This is a genomic window from candidate division TA06 bacterium (genome assembly GCA_016235665.1).
Lineage (GTDB): Bacteria > Edwardsbacteria > AC1 > AC1 > EtOH8 > UBA5202.
In genome coordinates, this window is sequence record JACRJI010000008.1 from 259,351 (window position 1) to 280,902 (window position 21,552).

The window sequence follows — 21,552 nt, forward strand, 5'->3', positions numbered from 1 at the left end:
CCCGGTCAAACAGGCAGAAATTTTCATTGTCAAGGTGTTTCTTCCAATGACAGTCACGGGCGTCACAACACTTGTATTTGTAACACCCTTTTAAAGCTGCTACTGGGATCTTGACCCTGTGCTTCAATTCGCAGACCGGTGAATCATTTTCCGGATCAACCTGGTTGTTTAATAACATACTCCATCAATCAACATGATTTGGCAACTGGCAGTTTCACCGGCTCGGCCATCAGCATGGCTTGATGGTAAATGATCACCCTCCGGCCCGGTTTGCTGTCCTTGACCGTAGAAACGACCATTTTAAGGTCGTCCTGGGCCAGGACTTTTCCGTAAAAGTCCTGGCCCGTGCTGAGAATGAAATGGTATGTGTCTATTTTATTGTACATGAAAATATTCTTTACTTTAGCTGGTTAATACTGTTTAACGTGGGGGCGGGGGAAGCGGCACCGGGTCATCGCCAAGTACAATTATTGGTTTATTGATAACGGCCGAATAGGCCGGAATCGCAATGGAGCTGATCAAGAGAAAAGCTGCCAGCAAGAACAATGACGCCTTTTTCATTTTTATCTCCTTGGATTTTAGTTTTTGTTTACAACATAATATATATCCAAGTTCCATGCCAGATAAAAATCATACAACACGCAACTCATCTATTATATTGTTTTGCAATATTTTACATTACATCATTGATCTTATGCTTTTACTGATGTTGTTGGTGGAAAACAAAAAAGCAGGACATAAATGTCCTGCTTTTTTAAATATTACAAATAACTAATTATATAAGTTATTGCATAACAATCTATTAACCCACTATGACATAAATGTCAGGCTAATTGACATTTATGTCACGGTTGATCCCAAATTTCTCCAATATTCGGTAAAAATGCCTTACAGAGACACCATAAATTTTTGCGGCTTTGGTATAATTGCCTTCCGTTGCCTCTAAAATCCTCAATATTTTCTCTTTTTGGGTGCTATTTATCTCTTGTTTCAAAGTTTGACCTGATTCCAGGAAGTAACCGTCGATCTCCAGATCTTTGCCGGTTATAACCTTTTCCTGTGCCAAAAGCACCGCTTTTTGAATTGTATTTTCCAGTTCCCTGATATTGCCGGGCCAGGAATTAATGATGATGGATCTCCGGGCTTCTTCAGTAAAGGTCAGCCGGCCTTTATTATGCTTTTTCTGGAACTTGTTTTTGAAATATTCGGCCAGGATCAGCACATCGTCCCCCCTTTCCCTTAAAGGCGGAATGTCTATCTTTATCCCCTTAAGCCGGTAGTAAAGGTCCTCCCGGAACCTCCCCTCGTTGATCTCGATCTCCAGGTCCTTGTTGGTGGCGCAGATCATCCGGACATCCACATGGCTGACCGCATCGCTGCCGACCCGCCTGATCTCCCCTGCCTCTATCACCCTTAAAAGCCTGGCTTGCACTCCGGGGCTGGCGCTGGCGATCTCGTCCAAAAATACCGTACCTCCGTCGGCCGCCTCAAACAGCCCGGTCTTGTCCCTGTTGGCCCCGGTGAACGCCCCTTTGATATAGCCGAACAACTCGGATTCCAGCAAAGTCTCCGGCAGGGAGCCGCAGTCCAAAGCCAAAAACTTCTTGTCCTTACGGGACGAAAGCTGATGCACTATCTGGGCCGCCATTTCCTTGCCGGTGCCCGATTCCCCGTCCAGCAGCACTGTTACATCGGTGGGAGCAGCGGCTTTGATCCGCTTGATCATGCTTTTGACCGCTGCCGAATTACCGATCATTCCCAACAAAGCCTTGGACCCAGAGCCATGATGCTCCCGGCTTTTTGATCGTAATTCTTCCAGCAACCGGTGGCTTTCAATGACCGCTCCCAGGATCTGGGCCAAAGCTTTGGTGAAATCCCTTTGGGCCTGGTTGAAAATTCCGCTTTTAAGACGGGAATCAAGATATATGGCTCCCAGCGTTCCTTCCCGCGATCTTAAGGGCAGGCATAACAATGAACGGATGGCATTTCGCTTGACGCTCAAGCGGGAGCTGAGGGTTTCATCCAATTGAGCATCGTTGGAGACCACCATGGTCTCCCCGGCGGCTGCCGCCATCACGGCATTGGAGGAAAACTCCAGCGCGTCGTGCTGGGTATCGGGATCCAGATCAGTCTTGGCTGCCAGAAACAGTTTTGAATTCTCATCCATTAAGAACAGGCCGCCCCTTTCGGCGTTAAGAAGCTTGACCGTTACATCCAGGCAGCTTTGGGCCAGCTCGGCCTGGTTCCTGCCGGGATCCAGCAAGGCAGCGATCTGATACAGCCCTTCCAGCATTTGAGTTCCGGGCATGATATTGCCCGGGGCAAACAACTGATGGACTGCTGCCAGGATGGTGTTTCTTGTCCGCTCCAGGTAAACCGGCGCTCCCATTTTTTGGAACTCGGCCTCGGCAAATAGCAGACCGGGCATCATTTTTTCCGCATCGGTAAAGCCATCCGATGATATGGCTAATTCTCCCGTCTTCAGCCAGGTTTTGGCGGATTCTGCCGGATCGCCGTTGTCCTTAAGCTCGCCTGCGGCCTCCATGGCTAGGTCCAGGCCTTTTTTCAGATCACCGTTTTTAGCCATATATATTCCTTCCAGCATTTTAAGCTGCGCCTTTTCAGTTTCGTCTTCAGTCTTGTTTCTTGCCATTACTAAAAGATCGTTCATCTTTATAAGGTCGTTGAGACCACCGGCAGCCAAAGCCCCGTAATAAAGACAATCCCAGTGAATTTTTTGCGATGAAACCACCATAGCTTTTTGGATGAAATCCAAGCCTTCGCCATATCGGTCGTCTTCTGTATAAACAATTCCAATGTCTTTTCTAATAATACTTGCCACATGATCTAACTCATTTTTTAATGCTAAATCCAGGCAACGTGTAAGTGTTTTTATTGCGTATTCAATTTTACCCAAAAGGTGATCTTTTAATGCAGCGTTAGCAAGACTTATTAACATGCCCTGCACATCGGCAATTTCATTGTAAACATTATATGCTGCCAAATATTTTTCTTTTGAAAGGTTTGTTTGATCTAACTTTCCATATACTAACGCTAAATTAACAATTATATTGGCTTGCAGAGCAAAACCATCACCCACATTAAAATTGTTTTCCGCCTTTTGCAAACATAAAAGAGCATTGCCCCAATCTTTTAATCTAATGTTTATTAAACCCAAGTTGCACCAGGCATAGCATAAAATACCATATTGCCCTTCTTGTTCTATCAGGTTGATGCACGTTTCAATATATGATTTGGCTTTAGTTAAATTACCAGCCTGCAATAAACTGTACCCTAAAATATTCAATAATTTCGCTTTCCCCGTTACGTCGGGGGTTTCAATCAAGGCGGCCTTTTCGGCCCAACAAACAACCTGTTCAAAATCATTTAATAAATGATGATGCCGGGCCAAAGAATTATATATCTCAAAGCATGTGCTGTCGGAACATTGGCTTGAGTCTGCGCTTTTCAAAGCTTCGTCCAAGGCAGCCCCGCCCTCATCCATTTTTCCCTGCAGTCCAAGCACCCAGCCCTTATAGGCCAGATACAGGCAATGCTGATCGGCAGTCCTGATTGATTGGACCCCGGATTCCAGTGCATCCAATGCCGGTATATATTCGCCCTTGTTGGCATATAGTTTGGACAATATCTGGTAATAATCCCACTCTCCGGAAAGCTTTCCCGCCATTGCTTCCCATAATTCTATGGCCGGAGCCCACCGGCTTGTCCGTTGGTAAAGGTCTACCAGTTTCCTGGCCATTTGAACCTGTTCCTTGATCACCAGCCGGCCGGAATCAATCAACAGCCGTCCAATATACAGCATCTTCTCCAGATCATTGACGCTCTTGGCCTGTTCAAATAATCTTTTGCCTTCGGATAACCATTGCTGCTGCATATTTATTTCATCCCAGAATATCCAGCGGGCCAAAGAAGGTGCTTCATTTTTCAGGCCGGACGCTGCCGGGGCTGTCATCACCGTTTTTAAACTACGATCAGTTTGTTCCAGGATGAAAGACCGCAGAATGTCCCCATCCACCCGGCCGCTGTCATCCAGCCAATAGTCCGGATCGGAGACCGCCGCTGTCTTCTGTGATACCGCATCGCCTTCCAGGCATATCTTCTTCAAAGTCTCCCGGCCTTCATTGTCAAGGCTTTTCCAGCGCCGGCCAATGTCGGCGGCTATATCCTCCGGAATGGTCCGGTCGAAAAACATTTTTTGCCAGTCTATCTGCCAATGGTTCTGTTTTTGTCCAATGACAGCGCTGGCTTGGCAATATTTCAGATACAACCTGGCAAATGTAATATTACTTCCGGCTTTACGCCAGATCCAATCGGACAGGTTGTACAGTTCCCAGGCGCTGATCCCGGTTAAATAGTTAGAAAGAACATTGCAGTATTCATGCTTTTGGAATTTTAGCAAAGCCGCATTGCCGATTTTAGGAAACCGGTGATTTGACGGGTTAATGGCAACTACTGTTTGGCCGGGCCTTTCTTTTAACCAGTCCAGGGTATCTCCGTCCGTTATACCATCTATCAGCAAAACTGTATCTGGCGGAATAACCTGATACAATTTATCCTCTTCTATCCGTCCGGCATTCAAACAGGCTGATGAAAGTCCGGCCATCTGGCTGATAAAGTTCAATTCTCTTAAAAAAGATGTCTTTCCCCTGCCTGGTCCGGCTGAAACAATAAACAGGCCGGATCTCCCCGGACGCAAATGTTCCACGGCTTTTGCCAGAGCCGCGTTTTGGCCGGAATAGCGAAAGGACCCCGGGGGTTCCAGACAACATCCACTGCCGGAATGACTCAAGGCCTGAATCAGCTGAGATGCTGAATGATATCTTTCCTGGGGCCAAAAGCTCAAAGCTTTTATCCCGATCTCGGATTGCTTGTCATCCAATGTTTCCCTGAGCCGCAGGCTCCATGACTGATTTTCCTCCAGCCGGTCCTTGGCCGACGGAAGTTGCCCGGTCATCATCTGAAATAGCAGCAAGCCCAGACTGTAGACATCGGAACTTTGGGTGGGCCCGGCGCTGCCGCTTAGAACCTCAGGAGCCGAGTATTCGGCGGTACCGGTAAAGCCGGAACTTAGTTCAGCGCTTGTTTTCCGGGCCAGCCCCAGGTCTATCAGCTTTACCCTTCCCTCCGGACCTATCAGGATATTTCCCGGCTTGATGTCTCCGTGGATGTATTCCCGCCCATGGAGATATGCCACAATGCCGGCCATCCTGACCCAGATATCCCACAGCTCTTTTTTGTCCGGCTGGTTCTGCTGAATATAGGTGTCCAAAGTGGCTCCGGAAAAATGTTCAAAGGCGGCCAGGGACTTTTCATCCTGGCAATAATAGTCAAAAGCCTTCAGCAGGCCGGAATGGTCCATCCGGTAAAGCCGGATGAACTCCAGTTTCAAGTCATGGCCCGAGCCCTTAACAGATATCTTGACCACTACAGACCGGCCGGTCAGCCTGTCTTCGGCCAGGTATACTTCGCCTTCCCCTCCCTGCCCCAATTTTTCCAGGGCTCGGTAACGCCAGTGCAGTTCTGTTTTATGTTTTACGGTTTGGCTCATAGACTGAAGTATACCCTCTTAGCATATATATTTCAAGTCTAAATAATATTTGATTTTACCTGTGACACATGAAAAGCCCCCGGATCGCTCCGGAGGCTTTTTATGTTATTATATTATTAGCCCAGTCCTTACTGGTCAGCCTAAGTTTTACGCAGGCAGATGGCTGGGCTAAATATTTTTACTCGTATCTCAAAGCCTCTATAGGATCCAGATCGGCCGCCCTTTGGGCCGGATACCAGCCAAAGAATATCCCCACCGCGGCCGAAAAGCCGAAGCCCAGCAGCACCGACCACCAGCTGACCGAAGCCGGCAGTTTTATGACCAGAGAGACCAGCCCGGCCAGGATGAAGCCCAGGATCATCCCGGTAACGCCGCCCACCAGGGAAAGCGAAACCGCCTCGATGATGAACTGGCGCATGATGTCCTTCTTGCGGGCTCCGATGGCCTTGCGGATGCCGATCTCTTTGATCCGCTCGCTGACCGACACCAGCATGATGTTCATGATGCCGATGCCGCCCACCAGCAGCGACAACAGGGTCACGCCGATCATCAGCCCAAAGACACCGGCGGTGATCTTCTTGAAGATCCCCATCAGCTGGTCGGCGGTGACGATGCCAAAATCATCCGGTTTGGATGGCGGAACTTTGCGCCTCCGGCGCAGAAGCTCAGTGACCTCATCCTTGGCGGTCTCGATGTGGGCCAAGTCCAGCGGCTGGACCGCGATGGTCACCGAACCGCCCCGGCCCCGGTTGCGGATCTGCCCGGTGAAAATCTTCTCAAAGGTGGAAATGGGGATGATGATCATGTTGTCCTGGTCATTGCCCAGGAATGATCCCTTTTTACCCAGCAGGCCTATCACCTCAAAGCGGTTGCCGCCGATGATCACTTCCTTGCCCAGGGGATCCTGATGGCCGAACAGTTTTTCCACCACGGTCGAGCCTAGCATGGCCACCTGGCGGCTGTGCACCATATCTACGTTGGACAGGGGCCGTCCGTCGATGATCTCGTATTCGGCAATGAACTGGTAGTCGGTGGTGGTGCCGTTGACCTCGGTGCCCAGCACCTCCTGCTTCTGGTACTTGACATTGGCCATATTGTCCAGGATGGGGGCCACCCGCAGCACCGAGGGGCAGTTGTCCCTGACGGCATACGCGTCCTCGATGGTCAGGTTCTTGCGGCCCCTGGTATTAAGCCAGTCTTCGTGGCTCATCACCAATCCCTGTTTCTGAACATAGAGGGTGGTGGTACCCAGCGACGACAGCTGTTTGGCTATCATCTTGTTGAAGCCGTCTATCAAAGCCAGCATGCCGATCACCGTCAGTACCCCGATCATGATGCCCAAGGTGGTCAGCCCCGAGCGGAGCTTGTGAGCCCAGATGGCGTCAAAGGCCAGCCGGACCGATTCCCAGATATTCATAATGATATTCCTTTGAAGCTGTAGGCTATAAGCTTAGGGCTGATAGCATAAAGCTAAGAGTTTTATTTCCTTACTATTTGGTCGGCCACGATCTCTCCGTCCAGTATCCGCACCATTCGCCGGGCATGCTCGCCCACCTTTTGGTCGTGGGTCACCAGGATCACTGTCTTTCCTTCCTGGTGCAGCCGGTCGAACAAGGCCATGATCTCCACCCCGGTCTTGCTGTCCAGATTGCCGGTGGGCTCGTCGGCCAGCAGGATGGCCGGATTGTTAACCAGGGCCCTGGCGATTGAAACCCGCTGCCGTTCGCCCCCGGACATCTCGGTGGGCTTGTGGTGGATCCGGTGGGCCAGCCCCACCGACTCCAGCGAAGACACGGCCTTGGCCTTTCTGGTCTGGGCGTCAACCCCGGCGTACTGCATGGGCAGTTCCACGTTGTGCAGGGCCGAGGAGCGGGGCAACAGGTTGAAGGTCTGGAATACGAATCCGATCTTCTTGTTGCGCACCACCGCCAGCTGGTCGTCGTCCATTTCAGAGACCATCAGTCCGTCCAGGTGATAACTGCCGGTGGTGGGGGTGTCCAGACAGCCGATCAGGTTCATCAGGGTGGATTTGCCGGAGCCTGAAGGGCCCATGATGGACACGTACTCCCCGGCCGTGATGTCCAGCGACACCCTTTTCAGGGCGTCCACCGCTACCCCGTCCATCTTATAGGTTTTTGACAGGTTCTCCATTTTTATCATAAGGGCCTACTTTCCGGCATTATCTTGTTTTCCGGCCGCCTTGGCTGTACCGGTCTTGATCTTGTCATTGTGTTTCAGGTTCCGCAGCACGCTGAAAGGCCCTTTGATCACTTCCTGGCCTTCGGTCAGACCGCTGACCACCTCGATGTTTTCCTGATCCGATGTTCCTGTCTGCACTGGCGTAATTACCGCCCGGCCCTTTTCCATCACATAGACCACTTCCTGCTCCTTCTCCTTGACCCTCTTGCCGTCATTGGAGCTGTCGTCCGCCAGGGCGGTCCCTTTTCCGCCCTTGTCCTTTTTGGGGTCCGCCTGTTTGCGCTCCGCCTCCGCCTTGCGCATCACCACCGATTGGATTGGTATCAGCATGATGCCTGTCTTATGGGCGGTGGTGATCTCCACGTTGGCCGACATCCCGGACTTGAGGTCTGTTGATTTGTCTATGATCCTGGTCTTGACGGTATAGTTCACCGAGGCGTTGCTGGTGGAGGAAGAACTGGAAGAGATGGCGGCGTTGCCCACCTCGGAGACCACTCCCTTGAATGTTCTGCCGATGATGGCGTCCACTTCCACCTGGGCCTCCTGCCCCAGCTTGATATCCTTGACATCGCTCTCGTCCACCTGGGCCTCCACCTCCATCTGCGACAGGTCGGCCACGGTCATGATCACCGACCCGGCATTGTTCATGGTCCCGGTGACCACCACTTCCCCCACCTCCACGTTGAGCTGCACTACCGTGCCGTTGATGGGCGAGGTGATGGTGGTCTTGGCGTAGGTGTCCTGGGCCTGCTCCAGCGAAGCCTCGGCCTGGGTCAGCCGGGCCCGGTCCAGGTTGTACTGGGTGGTGGTGGCCTCGTTCTCCTCTTGGGATATCAGCCCGGCGGCAAAAAGTTCCTGCTTGCGCTTGTAGATCAGCTCGGTCTGGGCCAGGTTGGCCTGGGCCAGCTCCAGGCTGGCTTTGTTCTGCTTGACCTGGGCGGCATAGCTGGCGGGGTCGATCTGCACCAGCACCTGTCCCTGGCGGACCTTGTCTCCCTCCTTGACCGGCAGCCTGGTGATCTTGCCCATCACATAAGCCGAGATCTGAACCTCGGTCTCGGCCTTGACGTTGCCTGGGGCCGAGACGGTGGAGATGATCTCACCCGTTTTGACCTTGGCCGACTGGATGGTCAGTTTCTTGCTGCCCCGGGCGATGTTGGAAACGACCAAGATCAGCACCAGCAGCACCGCACCGGATATGATCCATAATTTTTTGCTTTTGAGATTGATCTTTTTCACTTGGTCACTCCTGAAATTTAGATTTGAAACGTTGTATTTATTCAGACAATCGTGAAATCCTGTAAATCCTGTCTATTCCCGGAAAGGTCTGTCGTTACCATTTGCCCAAAGCCTTGTCCAGCCTGGCCAGGGAAAGGTAATAATCGCACAAAGTATTGGTGGCCTGCTGCTGGGCCTGGTTATAGGTCAGCTGGCTGGACAAAAGGTCCAGCACCGAGGCAGATCCTAACCGGTATTTTTCAGTGGTCAGCTTGTAATCTTCGGAAGCTTGCTGCAGCAGATCCGTCACCAGGCCGATGGCTTCCCGGGACATCGCCAGGCTCAGTTTGGCCAGCTTCAACTCGGAATAGACCGCCTGCCGGGAAGAAAAGAGATCGGCATCGGCAATTTTCAACTGGGCGGCGGCTTGGCGGATGCGGGAAGCGGAAATGCCTCCGTCAAAAACATTCCAATTCAATGATAGTGACGCGCTCCAAGAATCGTGTTCCATCCAATCAGAGTTGCCTTTGAACTGGCGGGAATCTGAATAGCCGTAATTATAAGAACCGGAAAGATAAGGGAGTTTATCCAGCCAGGCAGACCAAAGCCCGGCTTTTTTGCTTTTTTGGTTCTTGCTGGCCAAACGATAGGCCGGGTTCTGTTCCAGTTCGGAGGCAGTTACGCTGTCGCTGACCGCTTTCATAAGACCGGTGTCGGGAAAGACCAGGTTGGGGTTGATGACCGCTTCACCTGAAAGCCCCAGCAGACCGGCCAATGACTGCTTGGCGGTCAACAGATTGCTCTCGGCAGAAAGCAGGTCCACCCGGTTCTGGGTCAGCCGGACCTGGATCTTTAGCATGTCGGCCCGGCTTAAGGAACCCAGTTGAAACATGGCTTCGGCTCTCTTGGCCTGTTCCTGGCTTTGTTTGACGGAAGACCGGGCCACTTCCACCGCCTTTTCCAGCTTGGCCAGGCCGTAGAACGCCTCCTTGACCCGGTAGGCCAGCGAAGCCACCGATAGTTGATAAGCCGCCCCGGCCGACTGCCGGGCCAGCGCCGTGCCGGTGATGCCTGCCCAGCCGGACAGATTCACCAGGCTCATGCCCACATTTAGCCCTGTGCTGTAGGTATCGGAATGCCCGTTTTGGTCGATGGTGGCCGGGCCTCTTTGGGTATAGCTTGAGCTGCCCGATAGATGGGGAAGAATGGTTCCCACCGAACCCTGCAGCGAGGCACCGGCCAGGCTCAGGTTGGCCTGGGCTTTTTTGATCTCCGGGCTTTGTTTTAAGGCCAGGGAAACGCATTGTTCCACAGTCAGAGAATCAGCAGCATGTGCCAAACCCGCCCAGGCCAAGTAAAACGCCATAGAAAACAGGTATAATTTCCTCATTTTGTTCATTTTTATCCATTTTAGTGATTATTGGGTATTATCTTTAAACTGGAAATACTATTATATTACGCAAAAAACCTGATAAAAGTTTCCTATTTGCTGCTGATACCATGCAAATACGTATCCATGATCTGGTTCACCAAATAATCCTTCTTTTTCCCGGGGAATTCCATGACCGCTACTTTTACCATGAAGCCCAGCTGCACTGCCATGAACCGGGGATCACCCCTTTTGAATAATTTCTGACTTATGCCGTCGGCTATCACTTCCGCCACCAGGCTGTCGATTTTGGAATTGTTTCTTTTAAAGTGAGCGCGCCTGGTTTTTATCTTGCTTCCTTCTATCTCGTGCAACAGGATCATCAAGGAGCGGTTGGTCATCAGCAGATCGGTCATATCCGAGACCATTTTCCTGAGCTTTGCTTCCGGCGGCTCCTTTTTCCTGACATCGCGGGAAAGGCAATCGGTAAGATCGCTGATAGCCTGGTTCAGAATGCTGAAATACAGGTCCTCCTTGCCGGGGAAGTACCGGTATATGGTGCCTTTGCCGATGCCGGCCTGCCCGGCCACGTCTTCCATCAGCGTTTTTTGGAATCCCCGCTTGGCAAACACCACCGCGGCGGCTTTTAATATTTCCTGGCGCTTCAGATCGGTAACCGTTCTCATTTTATGCCTTTGCTATATAGATAATGGAACTGACTGGTCAGTTCTATTATACGCAATACACCTGTGAATGTCAAGGGGGCTCAAATAATATTTTTTAGAAATAAACTAACGGCCTTTCGCCAAAAGCGTCCGCCCTGGAGGGTAACGGATGCCTGAGGGAAAGACCGTTTAAGGATAAATCCTAACATAACATTAGACCGGAGATCAGCCCAAAAGGTTTAACCGCCAATAAATAAAAGCGGACGGGATAACATATCCCGTCCGCTTTGTCCGGCGCTTTCCGCCTAATGGTTCAGGTCAGGGTTATTTTACCATCAGCAGTTTTTTGGTGGACTGGAAGCTGCCGCTGTTCATCCGGTACATGTACACTCCGTTAGCAACTTTCTGTCCCGCCTCGTTCCGCCCGTTCCAGGTGACTTGGTGGTATCCGGCGCCCATGTTGCCGTTGACCAGGGTTTTTACCCTCTGCCCCGCGATGTTGTAGACCTCGATCTTCACCTGTCCCGCTTGGGGCAGGGCGAACTTAATGGTGCTGTTATCGCGGCTGGGGTTGGGATAGCTGGAGGCTAAGCTGTACACCCTGGGCAATCCGGCCTCAGAAGGCTGTCCGGCGGCGCCTGCTGCAAGATAAGTATGCCCCAGAACCCGGAAGATGGCGTCCATGGAAGAACCCGCAATAACGCTGGCCCTTAACCAGTCAGTGCCGGCGCCAAACCCGCCTCCGGGATTGAGCCATGAAGCTTCTGTCCCGGTGATGGCAGATTGCAGGTTCATTCCATATTGACCGTCCTTTTTGGCGGAAAATGCCATATAGGGAGCGCAGGTCATCCAGCTTTTGCCGGGGGTCAGAACCACCGGGTTATCCAGATATACGATGAATTGAATTTCGCTTGAACCGGTTGTATCCTCGTCAAAAACCGCCGGGTTCATGTTCTCTGTCCACAATGCCTGGCTGAAGGCCGGGAAATGGCTGGCCGAGCTGTCACCGGTAAAGGCCAGATACAGGCTGTCCAAAACATGACCGGTGTGGCTGTTCCAGTAGGTGCCTTCTATCTCCACCGCTGTGATCTTCACAGAATCATAGCCGGCCGGGATATCAATGTCATCGGCCACATAGCAGCTGAATGACGGGTAGTCATAGAATATCTGGGAAGCGCCGTAGTTTTCCATTGTGTTTAACTGGTTGGCGATGACCTCCGGGGCTTCCCAAGTGGTAAAGGTGAACGGATTGGGGGCGGTCCCCGCCTTAAGATCGTAACCGTCCAAAGATTTTCCGGAATCCACCGAGACGCTGCAGACAGTCGAGTAAGCAAAAGCCGAGTGGTTCAGCGTCATGGTGGCCAGGTCTGCGCTCCAGGCCCTGGACCAGCCGGCGGGATCGGGATTGCAGGAATACGTGACAGTGGTGGTGTCCATCGGCTTGGAGAAGTTCACGGTTATCGGCGCCAGCAGGTGCACTCCGGTACCGTTGTTTGCCGGATCCACTGCAGTAACCACCGGGTTGGCTTTATCCGAAGTGCCAAGGAACAGGGCCTCGTTCTCACCGGTGCTTTCCCCGGCAATTACGTACAACCACTCACCCATAATGGCTGCCTGTCCGGCGCCAATGGTGGCCGATGTCTTATCTGGCAGTTGGGTCCAAGTGTCTTCGGCTGGTGAATAATAATAGGCCGTAGCAGTAGCACTGCTGCCATTATACCCTGCAGCCACGTAAAGTTTATGGTCGCGGACAGCAGTGGAAGGCCGGCAAAGGTTACCGGCTGGATAGGGTGTGCCGGCGGTCCAGGTTATACTGGTAGGATCAGTGGTATCTATCACCCCGTAGTAACAGGCGCTGGTAAGGTACCCGCCTACCGAAACGATGGTGTCACCGCAGACTCCGCCGCCATTGGTACCCACGGTGCCCGGAATGGCAGTTCCGGAGTTCCAGCTGTCATTGGCAACATCGTAGATCTGGACATTGTTGATTTGGGGCATTGTCCAGTTCCCGCCGCCCATGACGTATATCAACGAGTCGCGCCACAAACCAGCCGCTGCTTCCATGGTGGCGGTGGGAAGGCTGGCCCTGGTGGTCAGCGAATCCCCATCCGGCCAATAGCAATAGACAGAGGTCAAGGGATTGGCCCAGGTCTCGCAGCCACCGATGACAAATATCCTGTCGCCTAGGGTAATGGCCGAGGCGCCGAACAGGTTGGTGGGAAAAGTAATGGCCGAATTGTTCCAGGTCTCTGTCAATGTATCATAATACTGGATAGTGTTGCAGAAAGTACCGCCGGGGGCTCCTCCGAACAGGTAAATCCGGCCGTTCCATGGCGCCACGGCCTGGCCATACTGGTATGTTGGTAACGGGGTTTTAGATACCCAGATATTGTATCCGCTGCCGAAAGAACCAGATATTGTATCGTTAGCATTATTCATATCATGGTCCATTTCGGCATAAGCCGTCATCTGGTAGATGCCCTCCAGCCTTACTCCCGGCCAGGCGGGGAATTCTACGGTGGTGTCGGCCCCGCCGGCCAGCCCGCTGATGTTAACTTCCTGGTCATACATCAGGTTTCCGCCGTAGGTGGCCTCGAAATTAGCTGTAAAGTCGGCGGTCTGGGTTGCCGCATTATGGAAGACTACTCTGGGTATGATATCGAGATCGGGATTGGCCGAACCCAGCGGGTTAAGTATCGCGTTTGCGGCCACATCCAGGTCCCAGGTGCGGAATTGCTTGGCCAAGGTGTCGTTCCAGTTGTAGTCATCGGCCAATGTCGTCCAAACAACTGCAGTATACCTGGTATAAGCCGCCGGAGTGAAGCCGCTGAAGATGAACTGCCTTAAGGAATCGGGTAGAATGCTGTCCGGGCTGGCTATCAGGGCCGAATCCAGGTAGAGTTGTGCTCCCAAGCTGTCGTTGATCCGGAAGAAAATCTGGAAATCGCTCTCCGGGCTCATTCCAAGGTCCTGAATGGTGGCAGTCGGCGTGAAAGGCACCGTCGGCGTGATCACAGCGGTCGGAAGATCGATGGAATTGACGCAGACATCATGGCCGGTTGGAATATATTCATGTCCCACGCTGACGTCGTCAATGAAAATCCCGTCGCCGCAGTCATCGGTATGATGGAAAGCCAAATAGACGGTCTGCCCGGCATACGCCGAAAGGTCTACGGCATATTGTGTCCAGGAATATACATAGTTGCCAGCACCATAATCATCATATAGATGCAGCAAAGTGGTCGTAAAGCTTGCCGGCTGATTGTCCCCGGTTGATATTTTTATGTAAGTATCATCCTCATAACCGGGATCGTAGACATTCATCCAAAAATAGAGTGTATCATTTGCCTGTATCGTTATTTGGGGAGTGATAAGCCAGTCTTCGGAATATTCGGAACAGTCATAATCAATGAAAGCGCTGTAACTGCCGTTATAGTAATCCAGATCAGACTGTTGCCAGGATTCATCCATGCCGGCGAGGTCTTGGGTGGTCCAGCCAGCCGGCGGAAAAGTTCCCTCAAAGTCTTCCTGTAAGTGCCAGGCTTTGGGATCGAGTTTTTTGACTGGAACAGCGCTCTTTTTTACCGCTACCGGTTTGGTCCGCAGTCTGCTGCGCCAGCCTTTAGCGCCGGTGGCACTGGATGCAGGATCCAGGTTTCCGCCCAGGTTCTTTGCCAGGCCTATACCTGCCGTAAAAAACAGAGCCAGGGTCAACAATACCCACTTTCTGGTCATGGTTTTCTCCTTGTTATATTATGCTGAGATTTTGGTTTATTTGCAATAACTTTCACAACCTATGATTATACACGTTAAAACCCGGTATGTCAACCAGTCCCCTAATGCAGATATTTTAAACAAACAAAATGCCCCAGACTTTTAAAAAGCCTGGGGTATTTCAGGAATATATGATTTTCCTTATTCCTTCCCTCCGGCCGCCTCCTTGATCAGGTTGGAGGCGATCACGGTGCGCTGGATCTGGTTGGTGCCCTCGTAGATCTGGGTGATCTTGGCGTCGCGCATCATCTTCTCCACCGGGTATTCCTTCATGTAGCCATAGCCGCCCAGCACCTGGACAGCGTTGGTGGTCACTTCCATGGCCACATCCGACGCAAAGCACTTGCACATGGCGCTCTCCTTGGCGAACTTCTTCTCACCGGAGTCGATCATCCTGGCCGTGGCATAGACCAGCGACCGGGCGGCTTCCAGCTTCATGGCCATGTCGGCCAGCATGAACTGCACCCCCTGGAAGGCCGAGATCGGCTTGCCAAACTGCACCCGCTCCCGGGAATACTTCACCGCTTCGTCCAGCGCCCCCTGGGCTATGCCCAAAGCCTGGGCCGCCACGCCGGGACGGGTCCGGTCCAAAGTGCCCATGGCCACCAGAAAGCCCATGCCCTCCTTGCCCAGCACCTGATCCTTGTGGATCCGGCAGTTGTCGAACACCAGCTCGCGGGTGACCGAGGCCCTGATGCCCATCTTGTTCTCCTTCTTGCCGAAGGAGAACCCGGGCGTCCCCTTTTCCACGATGAAGGCGGTGGCCCCGCGGCTGCCCTTGGATTTGTCGGTCAGGGCCACCACGGTATAGATCTCGGCCTCGCCGCCGTTGGTGATCCACTGCTTGGTGCCGTTGAGCACAAAGAAATCCCCGTCCCTGACCGCAGTGGTCTGGATGCCGCCGGCATCCGAACCGGCGTTGGCCTCGGTCAGACCGAAGGCCCCCAGTTTCTTGCCGCTGGCGATGTCCGGCAGGTATTTCTTCTTCTGTTCCTCGGTGCCGAACAGGATGATGGGGAAGGTCCCCAGCCCGGTGGCGGCAAAGGACAGTGAGATTCCCCCGCAGAAGCGGGACAGCTCCTCGGTGGCGATCACCATCTCCATCACCCCGCCGCCCATGCCCCCGAAGGCTTCCGGGATATAGACCCCGCAGATGTCGGCCGCAGCCAACAGCTTGATTATGTCCCAGGGGAATTCACCGGTCTCGTCGTAATGTTCGCGCACCGGCTTGATCTTCTCCACCCCTATCTTGTGGCAGAGGTCCTTGATCATCATCTGTTCTTCGGTCAGAAAGTAGTTCATTTCAGCCCTCAATTTGCAATGTGTGTTTATTTACAGGAACCTGCCCACTAAATACACTAAAGGAGACTAATATATTACTTTCCATTATTTAGTGGATTTCGCGGGTAAGGTTTTCTTCGGACTTCAGTTTTTCCAGGGTCTGCTGGGCCGCCAGCTGTTCGGCTTCCTTCTTGGTGCCGGCCCGGGCCAGCCCGTAGCGCTTGCGGGAGATTTTCAGCTCCACCTCAAAGGTCCGGTGGTGCTCTGGGCCGGCGTCCGATTTAAGGGTGTAGCGGACGGGGCGGTCATCCCGGCGGGACTGCATGTATTCCTGGAGCAGGCCCTTGAAATTCTTGTAGGCCTCGTTGTTGGAAAGATGGATGATCTGCCAGAATAGCGTTTTTTGCAGAAATATCCTGACCGCCTTTAGGCCGGAATCCAGATAATAGGCCGCGATCAGCGATTCCATGGCATCGCAGAGTATGGAATCCTTGTAGCGCCCGCCGGAAGAAACTTCCTCCCGGGACATCTCCAGCAGTTCCCCCACTCCCAGTTCCTTGGCCAGCTTGGCCAAAATCTTCTTACTGACCACCAGGGACCGGACCTCGGTCAGCTGGCCCTCGTCGTCCTTGGGCCTGGATGTGTAGAGGTATTCGCAGACCAAAAGACCCAGCACCGAATCACCCAAAAGTTCCAGCCGTTCGTTGGAATCAATGTGGCGTCCGGCGGCCGAGCGGTGCTTAAGGGCCTGGAGAAAATAGTTCCGGTTCTTTATCTTCCAACCCAGCCTCTGCCGGATCTTATCCAGCGCCTGCTGGCGTTCCGGGGAGAGTTTTTTGTCCCCGGCGCCGAATAACTTTTTAAACAATTGGATTCCAGGATTGATTTTGGAAATTTGACTTTTCAACGAAAAATAAGATTAAAGCAACGTTTGATTCTGTATTTGCAGTATACTGCAAAACATTAAGATACGTATTCTTTAAAAGCCAGACAAACATTATGACCGCCGAAACCGAATGAATTGGAAAGCGCCGCCCTGACCTTGGCCGGCCGGGCCTTATTGGGCACATAATCCAGGTCGCATTCCGGATCCGGGGTGGTGTAGTTGATGGTGGGATGAATGACCCCGTTCTTGATGGTCAGCACGGTGGCCACGGCCTCCACCCCGGCGGCCGCCCCCAGCAGGTGGCCGGTCATGGATTTGGTGGAAGACACCGCCAGCTTTTTGGCATGGTCGCCGAAGACCGTCTTTATGGCCGCGGTCTCGTATTTGTCGTTCATGTCGGTGGAGGTGCCGTGGGCGTTGATATAATCCACCTCCTCCGGCTTCAGGTCTCCGGTCCTCAGCGCCATTTTCATGGCCCTAACCGCGCCCTCGCCGCCGGGGGCCGGCGCCGTGATATGGTGGGCGTCGCCGCTGGCGCCGTAGCCAACCAGTTCGGCATAGATCTTGGCGCCACGGGCCTTGGCGTGCTCCAATTCCTCCAGGATCAGTATCCCGGCGCCCTCGCCCATCACAAAGCCGTCGCGGTCCTTGTCAAAGGGTCTTGAGGCGTGTTCCGGATCGTCGTTGCGCAGGGACAGGGCCCTTAAGGCGCAGAAGCCGGCCAAAGCCAGCGGGGTGATCGGGGCCTCGGCCCCGCCGCAGATCATGGCGTCGCTGTCGCCGGTCTGGATGCTCTTCAGCGCTTCGCCTATGGCATGGCCGCCCGAGGCGCAGGCCGAGACCGTGGCAAAGTTGGGGCCCTTGGCCCCGAAAGAAATGGAGACCTGCCCGGCCGCGATGTCGCTGATCATCATGGGCACGAAGAACGGGGAGACCCGGTCCGGCCCGGCCTGGATCAGCTTGGTGTGCTGCTCTTCCCAGGTCTCGGTGCCGCCGATGCCGGAGGCGATGATCACCCCGGTGCGCTCGGCCAGTTCCCCTTCGATCTTGATCCCGGAATCATCTATGGCCATTTTTGAGGCCGCCATGGCGTAATGAGTATAGCGGTCCATCCGGCGCAGTTCCTTGCGGTCTATGAACTGGGACGGGTCAAAGTTCTTGACCTCGCCGGCGATCCGCGCGCTATATTTTGAGACGTCGAACCGGGTGATCTGCCCAATCCCATTCCGGCCTTCGGTCAGACTTTTCCAAAATTCATCCTGACTGTTTCCCACGGGGGAAATGACCCCCAATCCGGTGATAACAACCCTTCGTTTCATAATCTTTTCTATCTGCCGTTGTTGTTTTTGGTACGGAGAGGCGCCTGAGTTGAAAAGCGCCTCTCCTGTTTCTGCTTGGGATCCGGGTATTTATTTCCCGGCCTTCTCGGCCATCTTCTTTTCGATATATTCCACCGCCACGCCCACCTTGGTAAGCTTTTCGGCTTCGTCGTCCGGGATCTCCATCCCGAATTTCTCTTCCAGGGCCATCACCAGTTCCACGGTGTCCAGCGAATCGGCGCCCAGATCCTCGATGAACGAGGCCTCCATGGTCACCTGCGAAGCGTCCACACCCAACCGGTCGATGACGATCTTCTTGACATCATCTATTACTGCCATTTGTTTCACCTCCTTTTCTAGTGGTTTATTAAATTGTTGGTATGTTACTTAAGTTATTCTCTATCCTATTTAGCTTCTCCTTCCCTCTCATAATGCGTTAGGAGAGGGACCAAGGGTGAGGTCTCACATCACCAAACCGCCATCCACATGCAGCACCTGGCCGGTAATATAGGCCGCCTGCTCCGATACCAGGAATAGCACCGCGTTGGCCACATCGTCCACGCTGCCCATCCGGCCCAGCGGGATGCCCTTCTTGTAGTTCTCCTTGACCTCGTCGGTCAACTTGGCGGTCATGGCGGTCTCGATGAAACCCGGGGCGATGGCGTTGCAGGTGATGTTGCGCGAGGCGAACTCCTTGGCGGTGGACTTCGTGAAGGCGATCAAACCTCCTTTGGATGCCGCGTAGTTGGACTGCCCGGCGTTGCCCATCACGCCTATCACTGAGGACATGTTGACTATCCGTCCGTAGCGCTGTTTCATCATGATCCGGGTGACGGCTTTGGTCAGCAGGAAGGCGCCTTTAAGGTTGACGTCCAGCACCAGGTCCCAGTCCTTCTCTTCCATCCGCATCATCAGGTTGTCGCGGGTCACCCCGGCATTGTTGACTAAGATGTCCAATGCTGTAAATGTCTCCTGGGCTTTCTTCACTAACTCCGTGACCTCAGCAGCATCGGCTACGTTGCACTTGACAGCGATGGCCTTCCGGCCCAGGGCCTCGATCTCCCTGGCGGTCTTATCGGCCTCTTCCAGATTGACGTCGCTGACCACGATGTTGGCCCCGGCCTTGGCCAGCGCCAGGGCGATTGATTTTCCTATGCCCTGGGCCGAACCGGTAACGATGGCGTTTTTATTTTCTAGGATCATTTTTACCTTAAGATAAAGTCAATCGTGCTGGTGGTGTTTTTACCCAGTACAAAGGTAACCTTGTTAGCAGTATACCCATTTTTTACCGCGTAAACCGTGACACTGTCGCAGACCTTTACGTTGCCCAAATCGGTTCCCATCGCATCAGTCATATTGAATAACGAATCAATCGGTAGGTCGCTAATAGTAAAAGCGCCTTGAGCATCTGAGCAAGCATTGACCCTTGTAGAAGAACTGTCAATTATATTTATAAAGACAGGTTTTGTGTACTTGAAGGTGGAATCGTGCCGGGCAAGAGTTAATTCAGAAACAAAATAACCTGAAGCTAAAGTTATGCTACTATCATTCAACCCATTCCAGGCTATTAAATAAGAACCGGCCACGCTAGTTTGATTTACTAGAGTTTTAACGGTTTTATCGTTTTGTTTTATTAGCAGAGAAGTTTGGCTACTGCCGGCTAGTGAATAATAAAAACTTGTATTTAAATAAAAGGGACATGGGCGTGCGGGATAAAAGGCATCATGGGGTATGGGTATTGGTCCCCCCAACCAGACCGGTCCGTAATAATATTTTGCACCGCTAACATCGATTAAACAAAGCCTGAAATAATAAGAGGTATCAGAAGCTGTAGTGCTGTCAATGTATATGTAATTAACTGTTGATGATGTCGTTCCTGCTGCGGCAATTTCGCCTATCTTAACAAAACCCATATCTAGCCAAACCGACCTTTCGATATCCCATCGGTATGTAGAGGATTCATAATCAGTACTCCAGTTTAACTGCACTCCATTTGTGATCCGGGAAGCTGTAAAACTCACCAAACTACAAGGGTCTGTTTTTGCTTTTTGTTTTGCCACCGCAGTAAAAAAATATTTTACTTTTATGGCCGCGCTGTCTATGGGATTACCTGAAGAATCTTTTACTGTGCCCGTTATAATAGTGCTTGTACCAGGCACCAACGGTGTTTCGGTTGGAACACTGTCTTTGCTGCAGCCATAAAAAGCCAGACTAACCATCAGCATACATAGAAACACATGCTGCTTCATACTGCAACCTCAAACATTTACTACGTTTATTCCTTTAGAGCCTTTTCAGACCTTTTTAAGCGCTTCCAGGGTCTCTGCCAAAGTCTTGGAATCCTCCACGTTCAGCACATTGATCTCCGGAGCTATCCGCTTGATCAGCCCCTTAAGCACCCGGCCCGGGCCGCACTCCACCATGGTGGTCACGCCCAGCGAGGCCATCTTCTTGACCGACTCTTCCCATCGCACCGGTTTCTTCACCTGTTCTATCAAAAGCTCCTTGATGGTGGCCGGGCTGTGCACCGGCTCAGCTGAGACATTGGCGATCACCGGGCAGGCCGGTTCTTTAAAGGAGACCTGGTTCAATGCCCGCCGCATGCCGTACTGGGCGATATCCATCAGTTCCGAGTGGAAGGCGCCGGAGACCTCCAGCTGCACCGCCCGCTTGGCTCCCTTGGCCTTGGCCAGTTCCATGGCCTTCTCCACCGCCCTAACCTCGCCCGAGATCACGGTCTGCTCGGATGAATTGAAATTGGCGGCTTCCACGATGCCCGCTTCCCGGGCCTGGTGGCAGATTTGCTCCACATCCCTGGGATCCAGTCCCAGGATGGCCGCCATGGTGCCGGGCTGGATGTCGCCGGAGATGGCCATCAGCGAGCCGCGGATGCGCACCAGGCGCACGGCGTCCTCAAAGGCAATGGCCCCGGCCGCCACCAGGGCGGAATATTCGCCCAGGCTGTGCCCGGCGGTATAGTCGAACTTGATGCCTTCCTTCTGCAGCAGGCGGAAGGCGGCGATGGAATGTATCAAAATGGCCGGCTGGGCGTTGTGGGTCATCCTCAGCTCGCCGGGCGTGCTTTCAAAGCAGATCTTGGTGATGTCGAATTTCAGGGCCTCGTTGGCCTTTTCGTAAGTTTCCTTGGCCAGCGGGTGGTTGTCGAACAGATCCTTGCCCATGCCCACGTACTGGGCGCCCTGGCCGGGGAATATGAATGCTGTCTTGGACATACTTTACCTCTTAATTTTATGGGACACTTATGGACACTG

At 52.8% G+C, this 21,552-nt stretch carries 16 protein-coding genes; all 16 read right to left on the reverse strand.

Annotation, left to right across the window (positions count from 1 at the left end):
* Nucleotides 1-188: 188 nt before the first annotated feature.
* The gene (locus HZA73_03865; GenBank protein MBI5805161.1) at nt 189-386 is read right to left on the reverse strand and encodes a hypothetical protein; all 198 of its coding nucleotides are present in this window, start codon (nt 384-386) and stop codon (nt 189-191) included.
* A 34-nt stretch (nt 387-420) separates the two neighbouring features.
* Nucleotides 421-561, reverse strand: a complete 141-nt coding sequence (locus HZA73_03870; GenBank protein MBI5805162.1) for a hypothetical protein — start codon at nt 559-561, stop codon at nt 421-423.
* Between the two features lie 268 nt (nt 562-829).
* On the reverse strand, nt 830-5,569 hold the full coding sequence (locus HZA73_03875; protein ID MBI5805163.1) for a sigma 54-interacting transcriptional regulator: 4,740 nt from the start codon (nt 5,567-5,569) through the stop codon (nt 830-832).
* Between the two features lie 178 nt (nt 5,570-5,747).
* On the reverse strand, nt 5,748-6,986 hold the full coding sequence (locus HZA73_03880; GenBank protein MBI5805164.1) for an ABC transporter permease: 1,239 nt from the start codon (nt 6,984-6,986) through the stop codon (nt 5,748-5,750).
* 62 nt (nt 6,987-7,048) lie between these two features.
* Entirely contained in the window at nt 7,049-7,729 is a 681-nt protein-coding gene (locus HZA73_03885) for an ABC transporter ATP-binding protein (protein ID MBI5805165.1), read from the reverse strand.
* A 6-nt stretch (nt 7,730-7,735) separates the two neighbouring features.
* On the reverse strand, nt 7,736-9,007 hold the full coding sequence (locus tag HZA73_03890; protein ID MBI5805166.1) for an efflux RND transporter periplasmic adaptor subunit: 1,272 nt from the start codon (nt 9,005-9,007) through the stop codon (nt 7,736-7,738).
* A gap of 94 nt (nt 9,008-9,101) precedes the next feature.
* On the reverse strand, nt 9,102-10,376 hold the full coding sequence (locus tag HZA73_03895) for a TolC family protein (GenBank protein ID MBI5805167.1): 1,275 nt from the start codon (nt 10,374-10,376) through the stop codon (nt 9,102-9,104).
* Nucleotides 10,377-10,468: 92 nt separating this feature from the next.
* Nucleotides 10,469-11,041: a TetR/AcrR family transcriptional regulator gene (locus HZA73_03900; protein MBI5805168.1), complete on the reverse strand. Its 573-nt coding sequence runs from the start codon at nt 11,039-11,041 to the stop codon at nt 10,469-10,471.
* Nucleotides 11,042-11,344: 303 nt separating this feature from the next.
* Nucleotides 11,345-14,755 carry a choice-of-anchor J domain-containing protein gene (locus tag HZA73_03905; protein MBI5805169.1) on the reverse strand — a complete coding sequence of 1,137 codons (3,411 nt, stop codon included), beginning with the start codon at nt 14,753-14,755 and terminating at the stop codon, nt 11,345-11,347.
* Nucleotides 14,756-14,935: 180 nt separating this feature from the next.
* The gene (locus tag HZA73_03910; protein MBI5805170.1) at nt 14,936-16,096 is read right to left on the reverse strand and encodes an acyl-CoA dehydrogenase family protein; all 1,161 of its coding nucleotides are present in this window, start codon (nt 16,094-16,096) and stop codon (nt 14,936-14,938) included.
* An 88-nt stretch (nt 16,097-16,184) separates the two neighbouring features.
* Nucleotides 16,185-16,943 carry a ribonuclease III gene (rnc, locus tag HZA73_03915; GenBank protein ID MBI5805171.1) on the reverse strand — a complete coding sequence of 253 codons (759 nt, stop codon included), beginning with the start codon at nt 16,941-16,943 and terminating at the stop codon, nt 16,185-16,187.
* A gap of 95 nt (nt 16,944-17,038) precedes the next feature.
* On the reverse strand, nt 17,039-18,283 hold the full coding sequence (gene fabF / locus HZA73_03920) for a beta-ketoacyl-ACP synthase II (protein ID MBI5805172.1): 1,245 nt from the start codon (nt 18,281-18,283) through the stop codon (nt 17,039-17,041).
* 87 nt (nt 18,284-18,370) lie between these two features.
* The gene (locus tag HZA73_03925; protein ID MBI5805173.1) at nt 18,371-18,619 is read right to left on the reverse strand and encodes an acyl carrier protein; all 249 of its coding nucleotides are present in this window, start codon (nt 18,617-18,619) and stop codon (nt 18,371-18,373) included.
* Between the two features lie 123 nt (nt 18,620-18,742).
* Complete coding sequence (gene fabG, locus HZA73_03930) at nt 18,743-19,483, reverse strand: 3-oxoacyl-[acyl-carrier-protein] reductase (protein ID MBI5805174.1); 741 nt, start codon at nt 19,481-19,483, stop codon at nt 18,743-18,745.
* A 2-nt stretch (nt 19,484-19,485) separates the two neighbouring features.
* Complete coding sequence (locus tag HZA73_03935; GenBank protein ID MBI5805175.1) at nt 19,486-20,529, reverse strand: hypothetical protein; 1,044 nt, start codon at nt 20,527-20,529, stop codon at nt 19,486-19,488.
* 45 nt (nt 20,530-20,574) lie between these two features.
* Entirely contained in the window at nt 20,575-21,513 is a 939-nt protein-coding gene (gene fabD, locus HZA73_03940; GenBank protein ID MBI5805176.1) for an ACP S-malonyltransferase, read from the reverse strand.
* Nucleotides 21,514-21,552 lie beyond the last annotated feature (39 nt).